This window comes from Brevibacillus sp. SAFN-007a, from assembly GCF_051967035.1.
In the GTDB taxonomy this organism is placed as follows: Bacteria; Bacillota; Bacilli; order Brevibacillales; family Brevibacillaceae; genus Brevibacillus.
On sequence record NZ_JBQCKK010000021.1, the window covers coordinates 20,219 to 41,743 of the forward strand.

The following is a 21,525-nucleotide window of genomic DNA, read 5'->3' on the forward strand; positions in this document are numbered from 1 at the left end:
ACCTCACACGGTTTTTTCTCGAAACAGGGAAAATTGTGAAAGGAGGCTGCCGCGTCCTGCCTTTTTCGAGCTGGCTTCCCGTCTTTTCGCTTCCTTCTCTAGCCCCAATAACCCCTCTGCTATTTCACCAATGGCTGACTCAAATGACTTTCCACCGAGCAAGTTTAATTTGTGAATCTCGGTAATCATCTGCGGATCATACGGAATTGTATAGGTGACACGACGTTGTAGGAACTCTTCAAATATGGCGATGTTCATCTTTTCAGGAAGCTTGTTGATAATTACCTGGGCACCGTCCACTGGAACACCGGTGTTCTCCAGCAGTTTGATTCGTTGCGGAAACAACCGCACAGCAGACGGACTGGTATCCGTGACAAAGACGCGCTGATCGCAGGCTCTAAGTATGGCCAAGTGTAGCGGCTCATCCGGATCGCTTCCCATGGAAAAAATGATGTTTTCAAAGAATGGTTTGGCTCCCTCCACGATTTTTTTCATGTAGTCGGTAATCTCGTTGAGGTCCGTCCCCAAGGTTGGAAAATACTCAAAACCAAGGTCGGCCGACGGAGACAGGACGTACAACAAATCCGGCAGCTTCTTGAAGTGTTCCGCCAGATGTTTGGTGACTTGCCCCATCTTGGACTTATGCAAAAAGTAGGGCTCCATATTGGGCCGCTCTTTGCTTTGTAGGGCCTCGAGCAGTCCTTCCAACGTGTATCGCGAATCCTTATACCCGATCAGATACGGTGCCTTGGGGAATCGAATGTCCAAGTCGATGTACAGCGTTTTCTTCCCATTCATGGCCGAATAAAAAGACAAGGCTCGGGCAATCGAACCAGCTCCTACCCCCGGTTGGATTCCAAAAAAACCGATCGTTCGTTTCACGTTCAAATGGGCAATGTGCTGTTTTTGCTCTTGCCTTTGCAGGGAGGACTGAATCCAGGCGTAAATTTGCTCCCACCTTACTTCCTTCCCCTTCAAAATGGAGATAGAGGGAGACAAATTGACGGGAGGATCGTACGCTAAATAAAGAACAGGAACCCCCTGGCTCGCCAACGTATTCGCCACTTCACCGGTCGGGTCGGTTGTATCTGACAGAATGACAGGTGATTGTGCATCTCCAAGATCATACCGTTCTTCGCACACGATTCCATAAGAGCGTGCGAGCTGAGTAATCTGCTCATAGCTGCTTGCGTTGATAATCATTGGGCATCCCCCTTTGTAGTTTCGAGAACTTGAAACGTTTTACTCAATTCTGCCGTCATCCATTCCCGCATCCTCTTGACTGACCAAAGCCCGTTATCCGCAGCTGATGTTGTTTTGCCATAGTCCTTGTAACTCACTCCCACTACTTGTATGGTTCCGAGTTTTTCAGCCAGTTGGATCAATGCGATCTGTTCATTATTGACCGCGAGAAGTATCGTTTGCGGCACGACATTTGCCCCGATGGTTACCGGCTGCTGCTCATCGCTGCTGTTTTTGGTAACGGTATCTGTCGTTGGACGCGACTTTTGAGAACTGGTTGCATACGTCCCGATCACCCTCACTTTTTCCAGGAACGGGCCGATCACCGGCTTTTTATCCTCTTTGGCCACCGCTGACAGCCACAGGTCGATGTAACTCCCTTCCGTAATCTGGGCCGCTAAGGAAGAGCGCAAATTTGTGTTGATCGCAATCATCTTCTCCCCTTCATTGAGGAGCATTGCCGCGCCATCTTTCATTTCCTCGGCCGTCAATACCTTTCCGACGTACAAATAACTGTTCGGCGGCACCGTATAGTTGGTGGCTGTAAACTTATTCAGGACGTCTTCCGGTTTTCGGAACACATTTGGCGGAACGATCTTGGCTGGGTGCATGCTCACCTTGATCACCCCGTCGTCAAACATCTTTTGAGTAATCATGGTGCGGGGAGGAATCTCTTGCGAGACGGTCAATACGGGAACCAATGCACTTTGTCGTTTCTCATACTCTGTATACCCGAAGTAAACACCCCCTCCAACCAATGCGATAAGCAATAGCAGGATGATGATTCTCACGTTTCTTTGCATAAGAAAAAGGCGCCCGTGCGCCCATTCACCACCTTTTACTCGTAATTTTTAACGTCATACTTCGATTCGATGATCTCCGTTGTCTGAACCGGAACGTTAACAAGAATGTTGTTCTCCTTTAGCAGTTTGAGAAGGGAACTACTATAGTTAGCATCTACAGCAAGGGAAAGAAGCGCGGGCGACGTTTGTACGTTCATCCGCACGTTTAACTCCTTCGGTCCAACATTCAGGTTGTTTTGGAGTACCCGACTTATGGTATCTTCCAATCCCTCCCGCATCAGATAAGGAGGATCTCCTACTCGCAAAGCAGCCCAATCCTGATGTTTGATAATGGCCTGCCGAGCCGCCGCAATCGCCGCACTTCGAAAGTCTTCTTTTCCAAATATGACGATGGTTACGTCTTTAAAGTACGCAATCACAAAGGCCAAGCAAATAAAAAAGGCTACCATCTTGGGTATCCCTGTCAACGTGATCACCTCCGCGCCTCTTGTGGATAAACGGAGAATTCCTCAACCTCTATCCCGTTGGAATTTTCCTTTCCGTTGCTGTTGTACCAGGGAACAAGTTCATCGAAGTACCCTTCGTGACCCAGCCAATCCCATCCCGGCCGAATGTTGTGGGGATATGGATTGTTTGGATCGACCCGTCGATAGATATAATCATCATGGGGGCTTCCTTGAATGTTATATGCTTGGTCAATACATGTGGCGAGACGCGGAGAAACAGGTGTTACCGTCGTATTGCCCTTAATATCCGTATGAGTGATGAAGGTTACTCCTGCCCCTTCGCCCTTCACCGCAAAAGGATACGTTCCATCCTTTTGATAAAAGCTGGTGTAATACTTGTTTTGCCCATCCACGTACTGACTTTCATCGACTTCCAAAGGATCAAGCGTGTGAAGGTACTCGATGGCCTCTATGTCCTTCTGTCCCCGTTCAATCTTGGCCCGTGGAAATTGCCAGATGTTTTCTGATACCGGCGGATCGTGCTTAGGCACCAACTCAACTGAAGGCAGGACGATAGTATCTCCTTGGTACTCCTCAGTATCGAACTCCGCCAAGATCTTGGAAAAATCATGGTTCGTTCCATTGTGCGGATTGGAGTTGTGGTACTCCGTTTTCAGCTTGTAGGCAAAACCCATCCCTGCTTTCACGGTTGCCGTTTGATACTCCGGTGTAACGACGATGGACTCATAATACTTTCCTGTGCAAATGCTGCAGCCAGTGGGTGTACAATTGCAATAGTACTCATAGGTGCCCGAAACCGCTGTCGTCTGGACCTTTGCCCCGCGACAAGCTGCCCCGACCACCTCTTCGGGCAGCAAAACAACATTCGCAGATTTGATATTGTCCGCGTACGTAATCTCGTCAAATTTCCGTGGCTGAGGATGAATCTCGGCTTCCAATTTGTATGTCATCCTTTCCAATTTCCCGGTTACAGGCGTCTTCCACTCGAAAGGAACCTCCCGCTCTTCACCCGGATTCAGATGAACGGATTGCCGGCCCACCTCCTTACCATCGAAACGCAGAACGAGATCGACCGCTTCGGGCATGACACTATCTGGAATATTCCCTACCTGTACGACTGTCGTAACGTTGTCTCCCTGACGATATACCCCACCTTTGACTGATTTGACGTACAGATTAATGTTCTTCGACAAATCAAGCGTGGTGACTTCCAAGTTGTTATGGAATCCATACAACTCAATCGGAGGAGCATTCTCATGTGGATTGAGCCGGGCATATACGGTATTTTGTAGTGGAAACGTAGCTGAAATGAATTTTTCTTCCCCAACCCCAAGCGAGATATTCGAGATCTCGCCCAATTTTGTTGCTTCTGCCCCCAAACCGTACTCCATGGATGTGACCAACGTTTGGGTACGTCCCGGCAAATCCTTTTGCTTCACAGGAAATTCGACTGTGATTCCATTAGCTGTCTTAGCGGTCAATATACCTTCCCCGATTTCTAAGTCTGGGAAGTCAAACTGAACGAGCGTGTTCGCGTGATTATCCCCGTAATCTTTTTCCAACGGATTGTGATCGGGATTCACCTCGAATTCCATCGCTCTTTCCTTTTTCCCCTGCATGTCAAACGTGATGGAAAACGATATGGCTTGGCGCCCCAGGTTCTCATACCTCCCCGGCAAGGTTACTTCCTTGACTTCCTGCCATTGTTGATCCCCCTCCCATTTCCATGCTACCTGCGTTGTTTTCGGACTTGGTGATTGATTTTCTACGGTGACCGAGACATCTCTTGTCTCCTTATCTCGTTTGATCAGGATCGGATTGGGACTCACCTCAAGCAGTTTCAAGTTTGTGTCGCTGCCTACAATAACCGTAACCGTATATGGTTGCGCCACATTCCCTTCTTCGTCTTTCGCATGAAGCGTGACCTCATACGTTCCCTTTTGAAGTGCAAAGGTTCCGGAGTTTGTCTTTTCTTCAAGCCATTGTTCTTCAAATACTGTTGTCAGTTGATTGGTTTCAGTGTTCCGGTACTCCAGGGAGACTAACGCCTTCTTGTTCGCCGAAAAGCTTTCCAACAAAATCGAATAACTCACTTCTCCAACGTCCGCGTATACGGTCGGAGCATTTTGTCCATTGATCGTCAGCGAATAGATCACAGGAGGCTTGCTCGTTGAAAATCCGGACGCGGGAAGAACCGTGACCATCAGGAACGCAATCACGATCAAAGGGAGCAAGGTTTTTTGTCTGTTCCTCAAGTATCCCACCTCTCACTTCTTGAAATTAACAATCGCTTGAATGGCTCCCCTTACCTGGTCTGGATACGTATAACTGGCCGGCATTCCATCCCTAGTTGCTGTAGCCTTAGCCCAAAAGCCGCTGTCAACCAATGGGGACGGGAATTGGATGGAATATTCCCCCTTGTACTTCTTAGTGGGAAGTACGATCTCCACCGATTGGCCTTTGTTCACCACATACCGTTTCAAGACCTTTTCTCCTTTTGTCTCAATGAGATAGGCCACCAATGGCTTCGTATCTTTTGAGTGATTTTCCAGGATGACCCCATTTTTGCTCTTCCCGATCTTGAATTCCCATCGGTTCAGAAAGATGCTGGTATGAATGTCCGACACCCGAATCGGTTGATTCAGTTTGTCACCAATGCCGTTGTTTTTGTTAACAGATTCAAGTACGGAACAAACCGCGGAATTATACTGCATACCCCATACGAGCGGCCCTCCGTATTTGATGGTCGATCCATCTGACACATCCGGGAAGTAAATTCTCTGCGTCGCATCCCTCATCTTCACAAGAACCGGTTGGCAGCCTTGTGTAATTCCATTTTGAATGACAAGCGTTTTGGAAGCGGTTCTCCCAAACTTGTCACTGACTGTGAGCGTGACTTGATTTTGACCCTGTTTTAGACCAGGCAGTTCCGATAAGGGGACATTTCCCTCATAAGTCACCGTGTAATTGCTGACCGGCGTATTTTTCGAAAAGAGCTGCTTGGTAGCCGTTCCATTAACGGTGACAACGCCGGTGATAGCAGTATCAAAAATCGAGTGAGCCAACGCTTTGATGTGCAGACTTCCATTCGAGTTTTGTTCCAGGATCGGGATTGAGGGCCAAGGGGTTGTCAAATATGTGGTACGGAACAGTGGCCCTGTAATGCCATCACCTTCAGCCCTTCTCATGTCCGGCGCGCCTCCGCCAGAAAGGTAAAAAATTGCCCCTATATTTACATAGGGGGCATTGTTAGCTTGATATTTTTTTACTATCGGGTGCTCCGTATTGATTTGTTCCCACACCCATTGAGCGTTTCCGTTTGCTTTAGTAGCCAGGTCCTTGATGATCTCTTCTTCGAACGGGACCAAGTGGTAACCCGACTTATCCTTGAACTTGTCCTCCGGTTCCACCCCAGGTAATGGCTGGATGTCGAACTGAACGGTTTGAAGGTATCCACTAGGTGGTGTCGATACCCCGGTTATGACGTTTCGGGCGCGCAGATCGTGTCGGTGTACGGTGGATGGTCGGGTTTGTATTCCGGATAGACCGGAGTACGAAAGATCCCCTTTAAGGTGAATGTTCTTAGTTCCATAAGGAGATTCGCCATAAGGATAGGTGACTGCTGCACAAACCATAGTTGTGATCCCGATAGACAAGGCAAGTGTGAAGCTCAGGACCTTTATACCCATCTTCATCATCTTTTGGTCCCCCATTCCACTTCCAGTTCCGGGACTCTCACATAAACTTCATTCTTGCCCAGGTTGCCTTCATAAATTACGAATCCAAGTGTGCCTTTTCCAACTGGGATAGTAAAGCCTTGACCTTCTTTGAGATACGTAAGATCCTTAGTCAGATTTTTATTTTGTTTATCGGTGTAGATCAGACCTTTTAAGTATCCATTTGGCAGTTTTGGAATAACACCTGACAGCTTCCCTTCCTCGTACATCAAGCTTGCCACGAACGCATCTATTGCTGGCTCCGTTTCAGAATGTCTGGGAAGCAGAAAATCAGGATCAACAGGTGCTACAACAGTAAACTGCCCTTTTGCACCAACTTTCGAGCCTACCTGTGTGCCACCAGTCGTCGGCGAGGTGTTACCGCCGCCTGGATTGGTCGTTCCCGGTTGGCCGGCGCCCGGTGTTGTTGTACCCGAAGTTCCAGTCCCATCAGGCAGGTTTGTGGTGATCAGTACAAGTCGTTCAGTTGCCAACCAGTCTACTTTTGCGCCGTAGGCTTCACTGACAAAGCGCAGCGGGACGAACGTACGATTGTTTTGCAGAGTCGCTGCTGCATCAAATGTGATCTGTTTTCCAGCTACAATTGCTTTCTTTTCCCCAATTTTTAGCGAGATTTGCTTACCTTCTTTGGTCATAGTAACCGTTTGTTTCGCCCCATCCCACTCGACTGAGGCGCCCAGCTTCTCACTAACAAAACGAATCGGGATCATTGTCCGACTGGTAGACGGATCGATGAAAGGCTTTGCATCTGGGAACTGGACAGAGACGTCGTCCACTTTCACCTGGATATCCTTACTGTCTGCCAGTACAGTGACCGGACTGATGGCAGCGGTCATAAGAGCTGCTCCAAGGAGATACTGAGCAAATCGAATCTTTTTCATACATTATCACCTCATGAAAAATTAAATTTTCGATTTCCCCCTAACAATTCCCATTATTTCATAATCGCTCCCCCCTTTGAAAGTTGTCATAAATTACTTCTATAAAAAAGCAAAAGCCCCAGTCTCGGAGAGACTGAGGCTGAATCTACCAATCCATGGTATAATGGTTTGCACAATAGAATCGGCTCCTCAAGGGTGGTCGGCTCACTCTCTACCCCATCAGGGAAGGGGGTGAGATCCATGATGTCAGCACACGACGCAATGAATCTGATGATCCAGTTTGGAACATTTGTTGTTGCGTTGATCGCTTTGGTCGTAACACTGCTGAACATCGGAAGAAAAAAGTAGATCACCCTTGAGCTTGGCAGCATGGTGATCTACTTTCCCAGAATATGAGCCGACGCCTTTGAGGGCGGCTATTGTGTAAGACCGACAGCGTTGCCGCGCTGTTGGTCTTTTTTAGTGTGCACAAATGCTGTTGTTTTTAAGATACCACAAAACCCTGAAGAATGACAGTAGATCACCCTTGGGCTTGGCAACATGGTAACCTACTCCCCCACAATGTGAGCCACGCCTTGGTTATTGTTCAAGACGGGCAACGTCCCACCGCTGTGTTGTTATTAGGATACCACAAATCACTGGAGAAAAAAAGCAGATCCCCCTTGAAGCTAATAAGCCCTCATGTAGCCAATCCTGTTACTGAGATCTTTCCTTCTGTGGTAATCGTCTTGAGTTGCAAGTACCTGAGAATTTATAGGAGATCAAAATTTAGGCGCTTACTTATTGTCAATACTTATATTACCATATCCTGTGAATGGGAGCAAGCATTTTTCTTTCAACCCTGTTCAAAGATAAAGCCCCTGTCATTAAGTCAGGAACGTATTTGGGTTTTTGCCTTATGAATGCAAAGAATCTCGCATAAACTGAACTAAGTAAGACTAACGATAAAAAGGACAACATAATGAAATGCTTGGTCGAGTTCAAGCATTACATTACCAGTCGATGGATGATCTGGCTGCTTAATACCTTTTACATACATAGCCCACCAATAAAGAAAATCCCTTTTATCAATGACAAGGTGACTGAAAAAAACCAGAAAAATGGCTCCCCAACTAAAGTATCCAAGGAATAGATATGCTGCACCTAGAACCGTAGCGGTATAAATTGCACAATGTCGAATAAGGTAGCCCCAGTTCTCCGATTTGAGCCTAGCTTGTCCGTCTGTCTGAAACAAGTAATCGGCGATTTTATGAAAAATGTACAGGACGATAAACAGTTCTACGTTCAATTGAATAGGAACCACCTCCGCTTGTTATCTGAAAAATGTATCACAGAAACCGTATAAAAATAAAACCCCGAATACAACCAAAAATAACTTGACGGAATTTATCGCATCGTTTACTCGAGCTACTTTCACATTTCGAATAAATGATACCTTCTGTAGCTCTATGGCAAGCTCACATAAGATATCCTCTGCCTTAGTATCCTTTAGTTTTTCCATATAGTCAGCTGTAGTCATCGTTAACTTAGGAAGTGCACGATCATGAAATAAATGTTTACCTGTTATGCTGTTATCCAACTGATGAAGGTAAAATAGCCCTTTAGGTTCGTAACCCGTACAGTCAATTTGGGCTAGTGGATTTATCTTCGGTGTTATTACTTTTAATGCAATCCAAATACTTCTAACAAAGAAAAACAACAGGAAGAAGATGCAACTGTACACAAAAAAGCGATCAAGAAAACCATCAACTGCTTTCAACCAGGGATACCAACTTTCATTTGTCCGCAATATGCTTGTTAGGACAATTCCCCAAAAAGTAATAACTGCCCCCGCTTTTCCGTCCGTGAAGCGAACGGTGTGTTGTGTATCTTCTATCGCTTTTGTCAGTAAATCAAAGCGAAACTTATGTAAATCCTTTTCTTCCATTTTAACCTCCTGCTTTCTTTTATAAAACAATGTAAGCTTCTTTCATTATGGTATTTTGATCGTTAATGGTATAAGCGTTTGCCAAAAACTCGCCTTCCTCCAACTTAACTATGAAGTAAACAGGAAGATACGGTTTCGAAAATAAACGAAGTAACTGCGTCATGGTTTTTTTATCGACAAATGAGGGCTCTAAACCAAAAGGGGCTGGATGTGAATGCCATGTGCCTATGACAAATAAATCCTCTCGTAATCTCTCTTGTGTATATTGCTGCAAATAATTCGCTTCAAAAACAACACCCGTTTTTGTGCGAATTGCTTTTTCACCTGCGTCGGACACATCAAGAATTTTTATCCACGAAGGATTCATTCTCCCAAAAAGTAAGCCACCATTTTCTACATCCGGATAGGCTGCTGTTAATTGTTTCATTTTTTCATAGGAATTAGATTTTAAATACACTTTTCGTTCCATCTATATTTATCTATCCCCCTTACAAGTACAGGCTGGATGACATTGTACGTAGCCGACCTTTGCTCTTGGAATGATTTCATCTGTTCCCCAATAATAGTTGACAAAGTCAAATGGAAATCGCCCATGTCTGCTGTAATAAGAAAGGATTGATACGATTTGGGTAGCTAAAAAATCCATTTTCTCCATTTGTGAGATCGTATGTGGATTCCCGCAGATATCAAATTCTATTGATGTAGCTGCCTTTATCTCTTCCAAAGCAATTTTTTGAAAGGTGGCTAGCTCTTTATCACTTTCTGTTAATGCATAATAACAGTTAAGGCAACCTGTCACTGATGTGGTGATCACAATTTCTTGTAGGATATTATTGGGGGAAGACCATGCCCAAATAATTGGTTTTGAATGACCGAGAAGTTTACGAAATGCAAGCTTGTCAAATGCCTGCCGATCCCCAACGGTTATGACCAGGATGTCCGATATTCCAATAACTTTTTCGTCCTCATTCATGTAAAAAAAATTGTTACTCAAGGTTTTAGTATTTAATTCAAATGCCAAGCCCCTAGACTTTAAATGACCGAGATAAAATGGAGACAATTCATGACGACCGATGTTCTCCATGGAAAGTACGTCAGGGTCACTCATCACAACTCTCCTGGTCTCTTTTTGCGAAAGAAGCCTTGCAACCTGACTTCCGAGGGAACCTACGCCAAGTAGCCCAACTGTCATATCTATCGCCATTGGTCTTTTGGGCATACTCTCCAGTTTCATTAAATGGATCTGAAAATCCTCTTTCCCTTCAATGTACTCTTTGCTGGCAAGAAAAGCCACAGCCTCATCGCGACCTTTATCTCCTCTATACATAACGATAACCGGCATATTTTGTGACTTTTCCAAAATTTTATTTAGGTCCGTGTTTTGTTGAATAGTTTTAAGAAGCTGATAGAGCGTCTTAAATAAGTAATTTCCAGGTAATCGCACAAGAAGTAACTTTGATGAGATGAATGCGTCTCCCAATTTAGCTTTCATCAAATGGGTAAACGGATGTTCTTTAGGAGACTCTGGAAAAAAGTAATATATTCGTTTTTGAAAACTAATCTCATTAATTGGATAGGAATTCCCTTCCTTTTTACCAGATGCTTCTCCTCCAGAAGTAAAAACATATGGTGTATGAAAAGCTGTCATCGAAAAAAAAGTCTTCGCCTCTTCCTTCCTTAGCTCCTGTAAAAAATAATCAGGAAGGTACATAATCGCATTGCTAAACTGAGGGATGATTCTCCAGGTTGGTAGATCTTCATCCACATTCCAATTGTTAGTTACATTGGACTGAAGCCAGCTTAATATTCGCTCATAAATAAACTTTCCACCACGATCTGACCTAGCGCTCCAGTTATGCATGGAGCAGATATAAAATTTGGTACTTTTAGGGTCGGATGAAAAAATAAATTCATCCAAGTGTCTCCACGTTTTTGGAACACTTTTATACAGTTCACTATCGTCATTAATGGAGTTGAGCCTTACCTCTGGTTGTTTAATCGGAAAACCGGTAAGCGAAATTTCGACCTGTATATATACACCATGAACATCCCCGTCTTGTGGAACCCGACCAGACAGTGTATTTTCGTTGATAAAAGAGAAGCCGAGTTGTAATAACTCAGCTTCTGCCATTTGTCGTTGTTTATCCATGTTGAACCTTCTCTTCTCCCCGCATAATACTAATACTTGCCATTTTTGCCGCTTCTGAAGCGTCATACACATTACATATACTTGCGACATCTTCAACGTTAATGACTTTATCTTTGTAGTCTTTACAATCAATATAATGGGCGTTGTAACATTTTTTAACGTTGTACATCGTCTTCTCGTATGTTGCGATTTTATTAACCTTTACATCCTCCTTAAAATCCATTAACTCTTTGTATTTATCACCAAACAAGAGGACTCTTCCATATTTAGGGGAGCCGTCTAATTCTCCTTTTGCTTTATTATAATAGCCTAACAGCTTAGCGGAAAAGTCGATCTCAAATGAAGTAGCCTTTACTTCTCCGATTGGCTTTTTCTGATTGTTTACATTGACAATCACGCCTTGCGGGTTCATTAACGTCTTTGGAGAATACTCAATTCCAACCTTGATGTCTAATAGATTATCTGCTTGTATATGAGCTTCTTTCCCCTTATCTTTTAGTGTTTGCTTGAGTTGTTCATTTAAATGATCCGCACTTTCAAGGATTCGCAAAGCAAGTAAAAACGCACGTGCACCTACCGTCCATTCGTCCTTATCATAGTCTTGTTCCCCGCCCAATAGTACCATGATTCCGTCACCGGTAATGGAGTGTATATGCCCCTGATAAAACCTTGCAAGCTTAATCCAAGTAGAAATCGCTTGTTGTTTTAGGCTTGCAATCTCTTCCAGTGTTTCAACTCCAGGATCATCAATAAACAGCGCCCGTTTGGTGAAGTTGCGAAGGTCTATAAACAGCGAACAGAGTTTTACATCCTCTTGCCGTTGTGTCTCAAAGTCAGGATAATCATTCACCTGATCCAAAAGATGATCATAGTCAGCATGTCCACCCAATTTAAAGTCTTCAGTTAATTCTTGATCCAAAATCGCTTGGATCTCTCGCTTTTCTTGCTCAGATACGTAACCCTTAACAATCATTAGGCTTTCGCTGAGAATTACGCGTAACGGATTGTAGTTGTATCGGTATCTTGCATCATTACGAAGAATTTCTCTGTAAGTAGATTTTTTCATTTTTGCCACACTCCCATAATTTTTATGAACAGGGAGCAGGAATATTCATGGTCATATAGAATATATACAATGAAGATGAATGACCATTGGCGGAAAATTTTCCTGCTCATTTTATGTAGGCTTATCCTTTCTACCGCCACCAATAACCCAGTGAGCCCCAATCATTGGGTTATTTTGTTATACACAATTGTAAGGGATATGTTTAAAACCGGTCAATCATTTCTATCAAACATACGTTTTCTAACCACAATATCTTGCGGTTTATTTAGTGTTTTAAAGCTTTTTGCACAAAATATAGATTCTTCCTACATCATTGAGTTGGTTTAATTTTTCTTTCGACTTTGTCAAGCTTACTTAAATTTTGTCACATTACCTGCTCCTTTATCAAACCTTGTGACGTTTTTCATTTTGTCGAGTATATTAAATCAAGAAAATATTTAATGGATATTGATTTACACCTATACGAAAATATGCAATTTGTTTACCCCAAGTAAAAAGCCCTCGTCATTCTTACGACGAGGGCTACTGTCGATCAATTCTTCAATTCTGAATGAGTGAGAACTTCAATCTGCAAATGGTTTCCGCTCTTCGAGATGTTTACCACCTCCGGAGCTGTTCGGTTTGGGGTTGTAATCTCCCGTTGTGCACGATACGAGTATTTGCCGTTACGTACCTCGAACGAAACGACATAGACAGTGTTGTCATCCAGATTTTCAAAGCGTGCTTTTTTTGTGATCTCTTGAGAAAACCCTTCGATGGTTGCTGTCACGGCGAAGTTTGTTTGTGGTACCTCAACGTCGATCCAGGCTTTTCCGGAATTGAGCTGACCATCGGCGACCAGATTGATCGATTGGATAAACTGTGCTGCTTCTTTACGGAATGCCTCTTCTTCTGTTGTCCCTTTCTCCGGAGTTTTAATCGGATACTGCTTTTCCCTCATTCTGGTGCCGTCGCTCACCACGACCGTTAGAAGGTATTCCTTGTTCCACTCAAGGTCTCCATATCGAACGGGCGTGGCACTTAAGAGTTGGGTAACCCCGTTGATCGTCCCACGAACATCCATTCCTCGGGTGTTTGTCACGGAGACATCGACCCATGCGCCTTTATCGTCAGCGTCCACCTGGTATACAACCTCGGAGAAGATGTCCTCCGCAGCTTTGTCAAATTCCTGATCGGGGTCAGAAGTGACTGGCATCGTTCCTGTCCGGAATGTTTTGGAAACCCATTCGGAATACTCGTGATTGGAAGACTCAACCCGGACTTCATAGGTGTACTCCGTATTCTCCTTAAGTCCGGTTTCTTCGATCAAAGTTCCATTTACGACAGGGTTTCCTCCTTCACGTTTAGCCTCGATCAAAACATCATCCGGATTCCTATTGAGATTAACTTTTAACGTAATGCTCGTTGCGGTCACGTTTTGGACTTTCAAGATCGGCGGCGCCGGCTTGGTCCAAATGGTGATCGTATTTTTGTTGCTCATGACACTATTTTCGGCCCAAAACTCGTACGTGTACGGTCTTCCTGGTAAAACTGTATCATCTGTAAATGTTAAATCTGTAAACACTTTGGGCTCATCCCAGTCGGAGCGTTTCACCTTGTACACATGTGCCCCTTGCACAGGGTTTACAATTAGAGTGACTTTCCGATCGGTACTTTCTTGAGAAGCCAAGGTGGGCATGGCTGGTGCCTGAATGAGTGTAAGGGTCTCCGAGTATAAAGTCTCAATCCCTTTACCATTTCGTGCTTTGATACGGACGTACACGGTTTCCGCATCTTGCAGATCAAGCGTAAACGTATCTCTGTCATTGTGCGGCGTCCAATCCTGCACGACATCAAAAACAGAGAAGTCGGGGTCTCCCGACTTCTCAATTTTCATTTCCGTTCCCAATGGGTTATTCGTTTCAATTTGAACGGTGTGCGTATTTCCAGATACACCTGTTACAGACAAAGTGGGTACAGTTGCCAAGGTCCATTCCTCGTGCTCTGATACAGCTGACGGATTGGCCGCTACCATTACCTGAACAGGTTGGCCGGTTAAGATGACAAGCGCCAGCCCGACTGTTTTCCATGACTGCTGCATCTTCGTTCCCCCTTACTCTGCGTATCGCGCTTCTCCGAGCACCTTGTAATTTCGATTAGGCTGCAAACCGGTAAAAGTGTACGTCAGCTCGAAGGCGGCCCATCCCGTACCTTGTTGAGCCCAGTCGGTAACCGCGACTTCTTGACCGTTTTCATCCTGCAGGACAATTCGGAACTCAACATTCGTCGAATCCGAATTCGGTGTAAGAGTTACTGTGATCGAGTCTTCTGTCGGAACAGTCTCTACTGAAGGTGCAGCCGGTACAGTGCCCGTCACCAGCTCGATCTCGGCCGTTTCCTTCACATTCGGGTTTTGTGTGTTATTTCGGGCTTTTGCGTATACCTTATACCTTCCGGGCGACAAAGAGCTAAAGTTGTAGGTAAGGTCTGTAGTCCAGTCACTTTCATCAATGGCCGTACCATCTATTGTGGTGATACGATATTTGTATTGAGTCGTAGACGGATTCCCGTTTGCATCAATCGCAATTGCCAAAGACGTTTCTGTGCTGTCAGTCACTCGCAAATTAGCTGGATCTTTGGCATCCGTCCAGATCTTCACTTTATCTGATGGCACTGAATCGCCTGTCGTATTGGAATGAACAATGTAAAACTCATATGCGGTATCCGGTGTTAAGTCGGCCAATGTTTTGTTTGTGTCTCCGTCATCGATCGTGAGTTGCTGATCTTTGCCGTCAAACAGTTTGGTCGTCGTACCAGGCTCGTTCCCCCAGTTGACCGTGATGGTTTGGCCATCGACACTTCCAGTTGGTGCTGGCGGTTTTGCAGGTTTTGTCAAGAATTGACCGGTCAGGTACTCCCCGTTTGTTCCCGGAGGTGAATCCTGGTTGTACGAGGAAACCCGAAAGTAGTGCATCTTGTTTCCCGCCAATCCTGTAACCGTTTCTTCCATATCGTCAATGCCCTTGTCCTGCACAACCGTCCAGTCGGTTTGATCCTCAGACATTTCGAGAGTATACCCTGTATTTGAAGGGTTTCCATTCGCATCCCAAAGCAAAGGCAGCGACGTATCTGTCGCTGCCTCCGTGTCCAATGTCAAGTTAGATGGAGTCTTTGCCAAAGTTACCACGTTAACAGTCGTCGTAGAAACCGCACTTGCAGCGAACGAAAGTTGAGCAAAAGAAAAGCAACCTAACAGCGTTAGAATTGCCATCTGACGTACTTTTTTCACAATAACCACACTCCTCATTTGAATCTGACATCGACTTTAACATCATATATAGTGTTAGGATCAAGCCCATTGAAGGTATATTCTGCTTCGTCAATCCAGCTTGAACTTTGGATAATCTGACCACCTTTTAGAATGCTAAACTGACGTTCTACAAGTTCAGGGTACGTTTGGGTGTCTGTTACTCTTACGCTGTCTTCAGACAGCTCTAAAACATTCACAATCGGATTGGGCGGGCCTATCGACGTAACGAAATGTGAGGCAACACTCTCGTTACCCGCTATATCGATAGCTCTTGCGTAGATGTTTGCATTTTTTGTCAGCGTGAGCGGTGTGGTATAGGTCGTCCAGTTTCCATTGTCAATCTTGTACTCTTTTATATTTGCATCGGACGGAAAGTTAATCGTGATTGTTTTGGAGATTGCTTGTCCGATTGGATCTTCCGAAAAAGTTGGTGCTGCTGGAGGGGTTTTGTCCACCACAAAATTTCTTGATCCAATACTGCTAATTCCGCCTTTATCGTCTTCAACCCACACCTTCACAACGTGGCTTCCCTCGGAAATTGAACCATCAACTAAAATATCGTAATTATTGATGTTCTGGCTACTTCCGGTCGCTGTAAGAGTCTGGAGAGTCTGTACAGCTTTGCTGTCAATTTGATATTTCACCGTGAGGCTATCACCTACGTCAGTATCTTGGACAGTACCGGAAATTGACAGCTTATTGTGGCCAGACACTTCCGATAATGTTTGATTATTCGCAGGTGATGTAATATTAATAACTGGAACTGAATTATCAGTGTAATTTAAAGTAACAGTGTATTGATAATAATAAGTGTAGGTACGTGTATCAGGTTTCGTTACTGTTCCCGAGTAAGAGTAGTTAGCATAATATTGAGTTTGTTGGGAACCGTCTGCTTTCGTGCAAGTACCAGCATAATTATGGATACCCTCAGTCTTGGAAAGAGTACCCGAATAACCTCCACTATCAGGTCCATAACTAATTGAGCTTGGGGCCGTTGTATATGAGCATGAACCTGAGGAAGCACTATTGTGGTTAGTATAAAAGTATCGGGTCCCTGGACTGTAGTTTGAGATTGACTTGCTATCGGCAGGTGATCCTCCTGTTTGAACACTTCTCGAAATTGAACCGTTTTTTAATGTAAAAGTAATTGTATCACCACTTATAGTATATGTTACTGTACCTGTATTCACAGAAACGCTATTTACAGACTTTAAGTTTGGTATCGTCCACGTTGCTGTCTGTGACTGTGAGGTGCTTTCTGGAAATGTCCTTGATTGTGTAGCTGCAGAAACCTTCTGTAAATAGCTATTATTTGTAAAAAGTGCGAATACAAATAAAAGCGCCAGTAAAGTTTTTGATGCCTTATTCAATGTCTTCCTCTCCTTCCAAATATTTGATTTCCATTGTCCCACTCCCCTTTATCTAGATTTCCTGCTCGTTTTGTTCATAGATAATTCCTTTCATTTTCAGAAAACGGACTATTATGGTAGCGGCTTCGGCCCGCGTGGTGTTACCGGAGGGGCGAAAGGTTCCATCTGGAAAGCCCTTCAATAGCCCTGCAGCAGCCACTTTCTTCACGTCTGTTGGATACTTTATGGCATTCTCGTCTTTGAACATAACTTGCTGCAAAGAGGTTTCTGGAACATCTATGGCTGTCCAGTTGGCAATCTCTTCGCGTGGGATCGCCTCATTAGGGAAGAAAAATCCTTCCGAATATATGACCGGATTAATGTTTTTTCGGACTACAAGAGAAGAAACCGGACCGAAAAACCAGTCACTTGGCTTTACGTCCATAAAGACCGCTGTGTCCACTGGCTGAGGAACTGATGATGTCATTTTTAACACACGCTCCAAGAGCGCAGCATATTCCGCTCTCGTGATGGTTCTTTCAGGTTTAATAGTTCCATCTGGATAGCCTTTCAGTAAACCAAGTTGATTCATAAGCAGGATGTCGTTTCTGGCCCAATGGTTTACTGAATCCATCGGTACGCTAAACGTAGAATCATCCTTTTCTCCAGTACTGTCTTCGTCCGTCTTTTCTCTTTTATTGAGAGGAACCGTTATGATTTTGGGATCGATTTTGGTTTCAGGAACCGTAACCACCACAGTAATTTGATCCTCTTTGTACGTAAACTCCAAATCTACAAAATTCCCCTCCTTGTCCACGATTTTATAAGCGCTCGTCCCTTCCGGAATTGATATCGTAGCCTTTTTTTCCGCGGACGCAAAAGAGTGGGCGCTTCCCACTAGGGAAAGCGCCACTACAATTGCTAACCACTTTTTCTTTTTCATCATTTTTTCCCTCCAAACAGTCTTGCAAAAAATCCGCGTTTTTCTTTCACCACGAATCCTGATACGAGCGATTCTATCACTCCGATAAGAGCAACAGAAAAGGGATGGGATTTATCTTCTTGTACCAGCACCTTACCCTCATTGTGAATGGCCCGCATGCCGGACGCCTCCGGCAAAAAACCGATGATGGACAACCCGTTAAAGTATGCTTTGCACTTTTCCCTCGTAAGGGTATTCCGATCTTTTTTCATCGGCTCAAAATTGACCAACACATTGACTTTTTCCAGGGATTGTTGCCGTCTGCTCCAAAAATCCAGATATTCCTGTGAATCCTTGATAGTTGCCAAATCGTAGTCAACGACCAACATGGTTCTGTTCGCCATCGACATCGCCACACTGAGAAGGTCTTGCCGCTCTGGCCCGATATCAATCACCACGTAGTCGAAAGTCCGGCTGAGATGGGTCAAAATGTAGCCGACAAATTCGGGAGAGCAAGATTGTCCCACATTCACACCTGGCAGCACATACAGGCCGTTAGGATGCTTGACCACCAGTTTGGTGAGAATTACTTGATCTGTTACAAGCGCGTTGTTTTCGAAGTACGGCTCCCACGTTTTCAGATTTACTTCCGTCTTGATCCGCATTCGAGTTGCTACATTGCCGTGTGGGTGCATCAAGTCAACAAGAATGACCCGACCGTTTGCATAATCATGCAACAGCCGGGCCACGTTCATGGCAACAGTCGTTTTTCCGATTCCCCCCTTTGTAGAGGTAACCACGAACATCTGTCGCCCCCCGATGGGTCGGATGTGAAGTTCATCCAGACGTGTAAAGTTGACGGATACAGTCTCGGGTTGCTTGTCTATCGGAGGATGGAACTCTTGTTTTTCTTCCTTCCTTTGCTGCTCTTCATGGTCAATCGATTCCGAAAACATTGACTGTTCTTTGCTCCGGGGAACCGAAGAAGATGGTCTTGTCCTGGGTACCAAGCGAATGACGTGTTCAACAGGCTTCGTATCCGTTTCTGTTTTATTTGTTTCATGTATAGCGGTGGAAATGTGATCCATACGATCCAGAAAGTCATGGGCACCATTCCGCAATGCTTCCTTCATTTCTTCGACATATTGTTCGCTCTTGAGATTCCCAAGGACATACACCGTTGCATGATCCCTCAGAAGGGGCAGCAGAACCTTATCTTCTGGCCAGAGGAGATACACGATGGCATTTGGAGTTTCTTGCACATGGGACAGGAGTTGATCGGGTGAAACAACCGTTGCGTCTTGATTCTTTAGGGGAACTGAAGAAAAAATGCGTGTTGTTTGAGTCGCGAGCATAATTACCTTCCTTTCGTTTGTTGTCTCATGGATTTTCAACACGAACAATTAACGTGCGCCACTCCCCTTTCGCCGGTGCTCGTATCTTTTGTTCGTCGCCATACATCTTCCGTAGTACACCTCTCCACTCTCTTTTTGTCATCGGAGCTGATTTGTCATGTATGATTGGCGCTACCTCGTAAGCAAGACCTAGCCGTTTGGCTGCATTCATCGCTGCAACCGTTAACGTTTGATGGGTCGTTCCGACGAATACCACCCTTTTTTTCGGATACGTTTTGGCGAAGTCGTACAACCGTTGCAAATCACGGGTGTACTGCCTCAATACCCGAACAGGTGTACTTTTTTGCTTTTCAACTGGTTCCATCAAATGAAGTTCAAACCAGATTTCGTCGTCGGACTCGTTATAGGGGATCAAAAACGTTCTCTCCAGGCCAATCCGCTTCGCTTCACGATAGTATCCTTTCTTGAGCGCGTCGCGTTTGCCAATCCCGTAAAAAACAAAAACGATGGCGCCAACATACAGAGGTGCTGCCAGGTACAAAAGAAACTTCCCTACATAAAAGTGAGAAAGAAAACAGATGACAGCGGTTGCCATCATCCCATAGAACAAACGATAGTCCCGTTTCTGCCATACACGCATGTCGTGCATCCTCATCCGATACCACTTCTCATGTACTGATGGAGTGGGTCCATTTGAATGATCTTTACCAATCGATCGCATAGCGCCTCATCTGAAAACGCTCGGGGGATGCCGTTTACAATGTCCCAATAGGCCTTACGATCATAGGGAAGCGTCAACACATGGAGAAGTGGAATCATGTCTTGAGGGTAACAAGCTTTTTCATTGGCCATATTCCAAATCAAGCCGGCAGGTTGGATTCCATCCAGCGACTTACTAATGATCACTTGCCGGGCATAATCAGAGTCTACGACTACGTACACAACTGCCCCTGGTGGGATATCATCCTTTTTGGCGGCTTCCACAATTAGTACACCAACCTTTGCGGAAGGTTTAGCATCCCTCCCTGCGACTGTAAGGGGGATGTCGGATAGCGTAAACGGGAACATTGGTGCGTTAAACCAAAGTTTCGTCTTGCATGTTGTTGTACAATCCTTGTACAAAACAGGAACTCGCAATCTTTTGGCTGCGGCAATGGCCATATTCACACCGACATATGTTTTTCCAGTCGCTTCAGGTGAATACAGCACGATAACCTTTTCCGGAGTCGTTTCGGGTTCTTTCTTGTGAACCCCTACGACCGATTGCTGAACCATTGTTGTAGTTTCAGGAGCTGGTGCGTTTTCCTTCCCGCGTGTTTCCCATTTCTTTCGCAGCTTTTCACTTACGTCCGTCATGGACTTGGCAATCCGATAGACTCGTTGACTAATTTGCCGAGAACCCTCCTGCTTTTCTTCTTCCGTCGTTACTAGCTTAATCTCTTTTGCCCGGTAGGTATCCTCAGAAGTAAGCTCCTCTTCCTGACGAAGGAGGTGTTTCACCTGTTTCCGAGTTCCAGGGTGGTGAAGAGCGGCAATTACCTGATCCACCTTGATGGTATCCCCTATGATCAAATCATAGATTCCCAATCCAATCAGTCTTTCCAAAAAAGGATGACCTGGCGGGCGTTCATTGAGGATCATGACAACACGAATCCCTTCTTCGACAATTGACTCCATGATTTTAAGAATGTTTGCCTCCGCCCCCACATGTCCCGCTTTTTGATCAAAACGGGATATTGGAATGGTTTCCGTAAACAATACAACGTCTGGTTTCAATGCAGGAACCATGGTGGCAAGCTGTTCCGCATACAATGCCCTGCCGACTTCCAAAATGCCATCCTTCTTGCTCACATAATCATCCAGCGCTTCGTCCCCTGTGGCAAAAACAATTCTCAAGGCCATCACCTCACTGGAGGAATTCAATGAATTTGCGTAATAATGGGACGCCATGGATTGTTAAGAACAATCCTAGTGCGACAAAGGCTATAAAGGACCAAATCCATGCCAGTATTTTTTTTAGCCCTAAAAAAAACAGCAGCACCGATCCCAATATGAGAAACGGTCCCACCATTAAGAGAAACTTCACGGATAGTTTCAAAGACAGTTCTGTTAACCATGATCGAATCACTTCTGTTTTTTTCTCCAACCAATCAAGGAACGCATCATTTTCTAAAGAGGACGACTCCTTAATGATAAACGTCCCTTTTTGACTTTCCTCCAATCCAGATAAAATGCGATTGGCCACGTCATTTTGGGGCTGCTGCCCTTGTTCGGCATAAGCGACCGAACTAACCAACAACCAAACAATAATGAGACACCATCCCCACTTTTTCATACG

The 21,525-nt window shown here is 44.8% G+C and carries 20 protein-coding genes; 1 reads left to right on the forward strand and 19 read right to left on the reverse strand.

The features are described from left to right. Positions 1-3: 3 nt before the first annotated feature. The 6 genes from ACTHO6_RS18095 to ACTHO6_RS18120 form a co-directional block, all read right to left on the reverse strand. The gene (locus ACTHO6_RS18095; protein ID WP_440243122.1) at positions 4-888 is read right to left on the reverse strand and encodes an AAA family ATPase; all 885 of its coding nucleotides are present in this window, start codon (positions 886-888) and stop codon (positions 4-6) included. 311 nt (positions 889-1,199) lie between these two features. Next, positions 1,200-2,045 (reverse strand): RcpC/CpaB family pilus assembly protein, encoded by an 846-nt coding sequence (locus ACTHO6_RS18100; protein WP_238504147.1) that lies wholly within the window; start codon positions 2,043-2,045, stop codon positions 1,200-1,202. A gap of 35 nt (positions 2,046-2,080) precedes the next feature. Further along, a complete protein-coding gene (locus ACTHO6_RS18105; RefSeq protein WP_238504148.1) occupies positions 2,081-2,521 on the reverse strand; it encodes a hypothetical protein in 441 nt (146 codons plus the stop codon). Further along, a complete protein-coding gene (locus tag ACTHO6_RS18110) occupies positions 2,518-4,767 on the reverse strand; it encodes a hypothetical protein (RefSeq protein ID WP_238504149.1) in 2,250 nt (749 codons plus the stop codon). Before ACTHO6_RS18110 ends, ACTHO6_RS18105 begins: the two co-directional genes overlap by 4 nt. Before the next feature lie 12 nt (positions 4,768-4,779). Further along, positions 4,780-6,210 carry a hypothetical protein gene (locus ACTHO6_RS18115; RefSeq protein WP_238504150.1) on the reverse strand — a complete coding sequence of 477 codons (1,431 nt, stop codon included), beginning with the start codon at positions 6,208-6,210 and terminating at the stop codon, positions 4,780-4,782. Further along, the gene (locus ACTHO6_RS18120; protein ID WP_238504151.1) at positions 6,207-7,130 is read right to left on the reverse strand and encodes a stalk domain-containing protein; all 924 of its coding nucleotides are present in this window, start codon (positions 7,128-7,130) and stop codon (positions 6,207-6,209) included. The genes ACTHO6_RS18115 and ACTHO6_RS18120 overlap by 4 nt, the downstream gene beginning before the upstream one ends. 240 nt (positions 7,131-7,370) lie before the next feature. On the opposite strand from ACTHO6_RS18120, the gene ACTHO6_RS18125 reads away from it, so the two are divergent. Further along, positions 7,371-7,478 carry a putative holin-like toxin gene (locus ACTHO6_RS18125; RefSeq protein ID WP_035296997.1) on the forward strand — a complete coding sequence of 36 codons (108 nt, stop codon included), beginning with the start codon at positions 7,371-7,373 and terminating at the stop codon, positions 7,476-7,478. A gap of 580 nt (positions 7,479-8,058) precedes the next feature. On the opposite strand, the gene ACTHO6_RS18130 is transcribed toward ACTHO6_RS18125, so the two are convergent. The 13 genes from ACTHO6_RS18130 to ACTHO6_RS18190 all read right to left on the reverse strand — a co-directional run bounded on the left by ACTHO6_RS18130 (position 8,059) and on the right by ACTHO6_RS18190 (position 21,522). Then, the gene (locus ACTHO6_RS18130) at positions 8,059-8,418 is read right to left on the reverse strand and encodes a DUF3307 domain-containing protein (RefSeq protein ID WP_238504152.1); all 360 of its coding nucleotides are present in this window, start codon (positions 8,416-8,418) and stop codon (positions 8,059-8,061) included. 24 nt (positions 8,419-8,442) lie between these two features. Next, positions 8,443-9,057, reverse strand: coding sequence for a hypothetical protein (locus tag ACTHO6_RS18135; protein ID WP_238504153.1), 615 nt, complete (start codon positions 9,055-9,057; stop codon positions 8,443-8,445). A 19-nt stretch (positions 9,058-9,076) separates the two neighbouring features. Next, positions 9,077-9,526 carry a Mov34/MPN/PAD-1 family protein gene (locus ACTHO6_RS18140; protein WP_238504154.1) on the reverse strand — a complete coding sequence of 150 codons (450 nt, stop codon included), beginning with the start codon at positions 9,524-9,526 and terminating at the stop codon, positions 9,077-9,079. A gap of 6 nt (positions 9,527-9,532) precedes the next feature. Next, entirely contained in the window at positions 9,533-11,206 is a 1,674-nt protein-coding gene (locus ACTHO6_RS18145) for a hypothetical protein (RefSeq protein ID WP_238504155.1), read from the reverse strand. Continuing rightward, positions 11,199-12,272: a hypothetical protein gene (locus tag ACTHO6_RS18150; RefSeq protein ID WP_238504156.1), complete on the reverse strand. Its 1,074-nt coding sequence runs from the start codon at positions 12,270-12,272 to the stop codon at positions 11,199-11,201. Before ACTHO6_RS18150 ends, ACTHO6_RS18145 begins: the two co-directional genes overlap by 8 nt. Before the next feature lie 532 nt (positions 12,273-12,804). Continuing rightward, positions 12,805-14,352, reverse strand: a complete 1,548-nt coding sequence (locus ACTHO6_RS18155; RefSeq protein WP_238504158.1) for a fibronectin type III domain-containing protein — start codon at positions 14,350-14,352, stop codon at positions 12,805-12,807. Between the two features lie 12 nt (positions 14,353-14,364). Continuing rightward, positions 14,365-15,540, reverse strand: a complete 1,176-nt coding sequence (locus ACTHO6_RS18160) for a triple tyrosine motif-containing protein (RefSeq protein WP_238504159.1) — start codon at positions 15,538-15,540, stop codon at positions 14,365-14,367. 14 nt (positions 15,541-15,554) lie between these two features. Next, positions 15,555-16,931 (reverse strand): hypothetical protein, encoded by a 1,377-nt coding sequence (locus tag ACTHO6_RS18165; RefSeq protein ID WP_310764589.1) that lies wholly within the window; start codon positions 16,929-16,931, stop codon positions 15,555-15,557. 52 nt (positions 16,932-16,983) lie between these two features. Further along, positions 16,984-17,856 carry an S-layer homology domain-containing protein gene (locus tag ACTHO6_RS18170; protein ID WP_440243123.1) on the reverse strand — a complete coding sequence of 291 codons (873 nt, stop codon included), beginning with the start codon at positions 17,854-17,856 and terminating at the stop codon, positions 16,984-16,986. After that, a complete protein-coding gene (locus ACTHO6_RS18175; RefSeq protein ID WP_238501359.1) occupies positions 17,853-19,187 on the reverse strand; it encodes an AAA family ATPase in 1,335 nt (444 codons plus the stop codon). Before ACTHO6_RS18175 ends, ACTHO6_RS18170 begins: the two co-directional genes overlap by 4 nt. 25 nt (positions 19,188-19,212) lie before the next feature. Next, positions 19,213-19,836 (reverse strand): hypothetical protein, encoded by a 624-nt coding sequence (locus tag ACTHO6_RS18180; protein WP_440243124.1) that lies wholly within the window; start codon positions 19,834-19,836, stop codon positions 19,213-19,215. Between the two features lie 2 nt (positions 19,837-19,838). Beyond that, positions 19,839-21,083, reverse strand: a complete 1,245-nt coding sequence (locus tag ACTHO6_RS18185) for a hypothetical protein (protein WP_238501356.1) — start codon at positions 21,081-21,083, stop codon at positions 19,839-19,841. A 10-nt stretch (positions 21,084-21,093) separates the two neighbouring features. Next, entirely contained in the window at positions 21,094-21,522 is a 429-nt protein-coding gene (locus ACTHO6_RS18190) for a hypothetical protein (RefSeq protein ID WP_238501354.1), read from the reverse strand. Between the last annotated feature and the right edge of the window lie 3 nt (positions 21,523-21,525).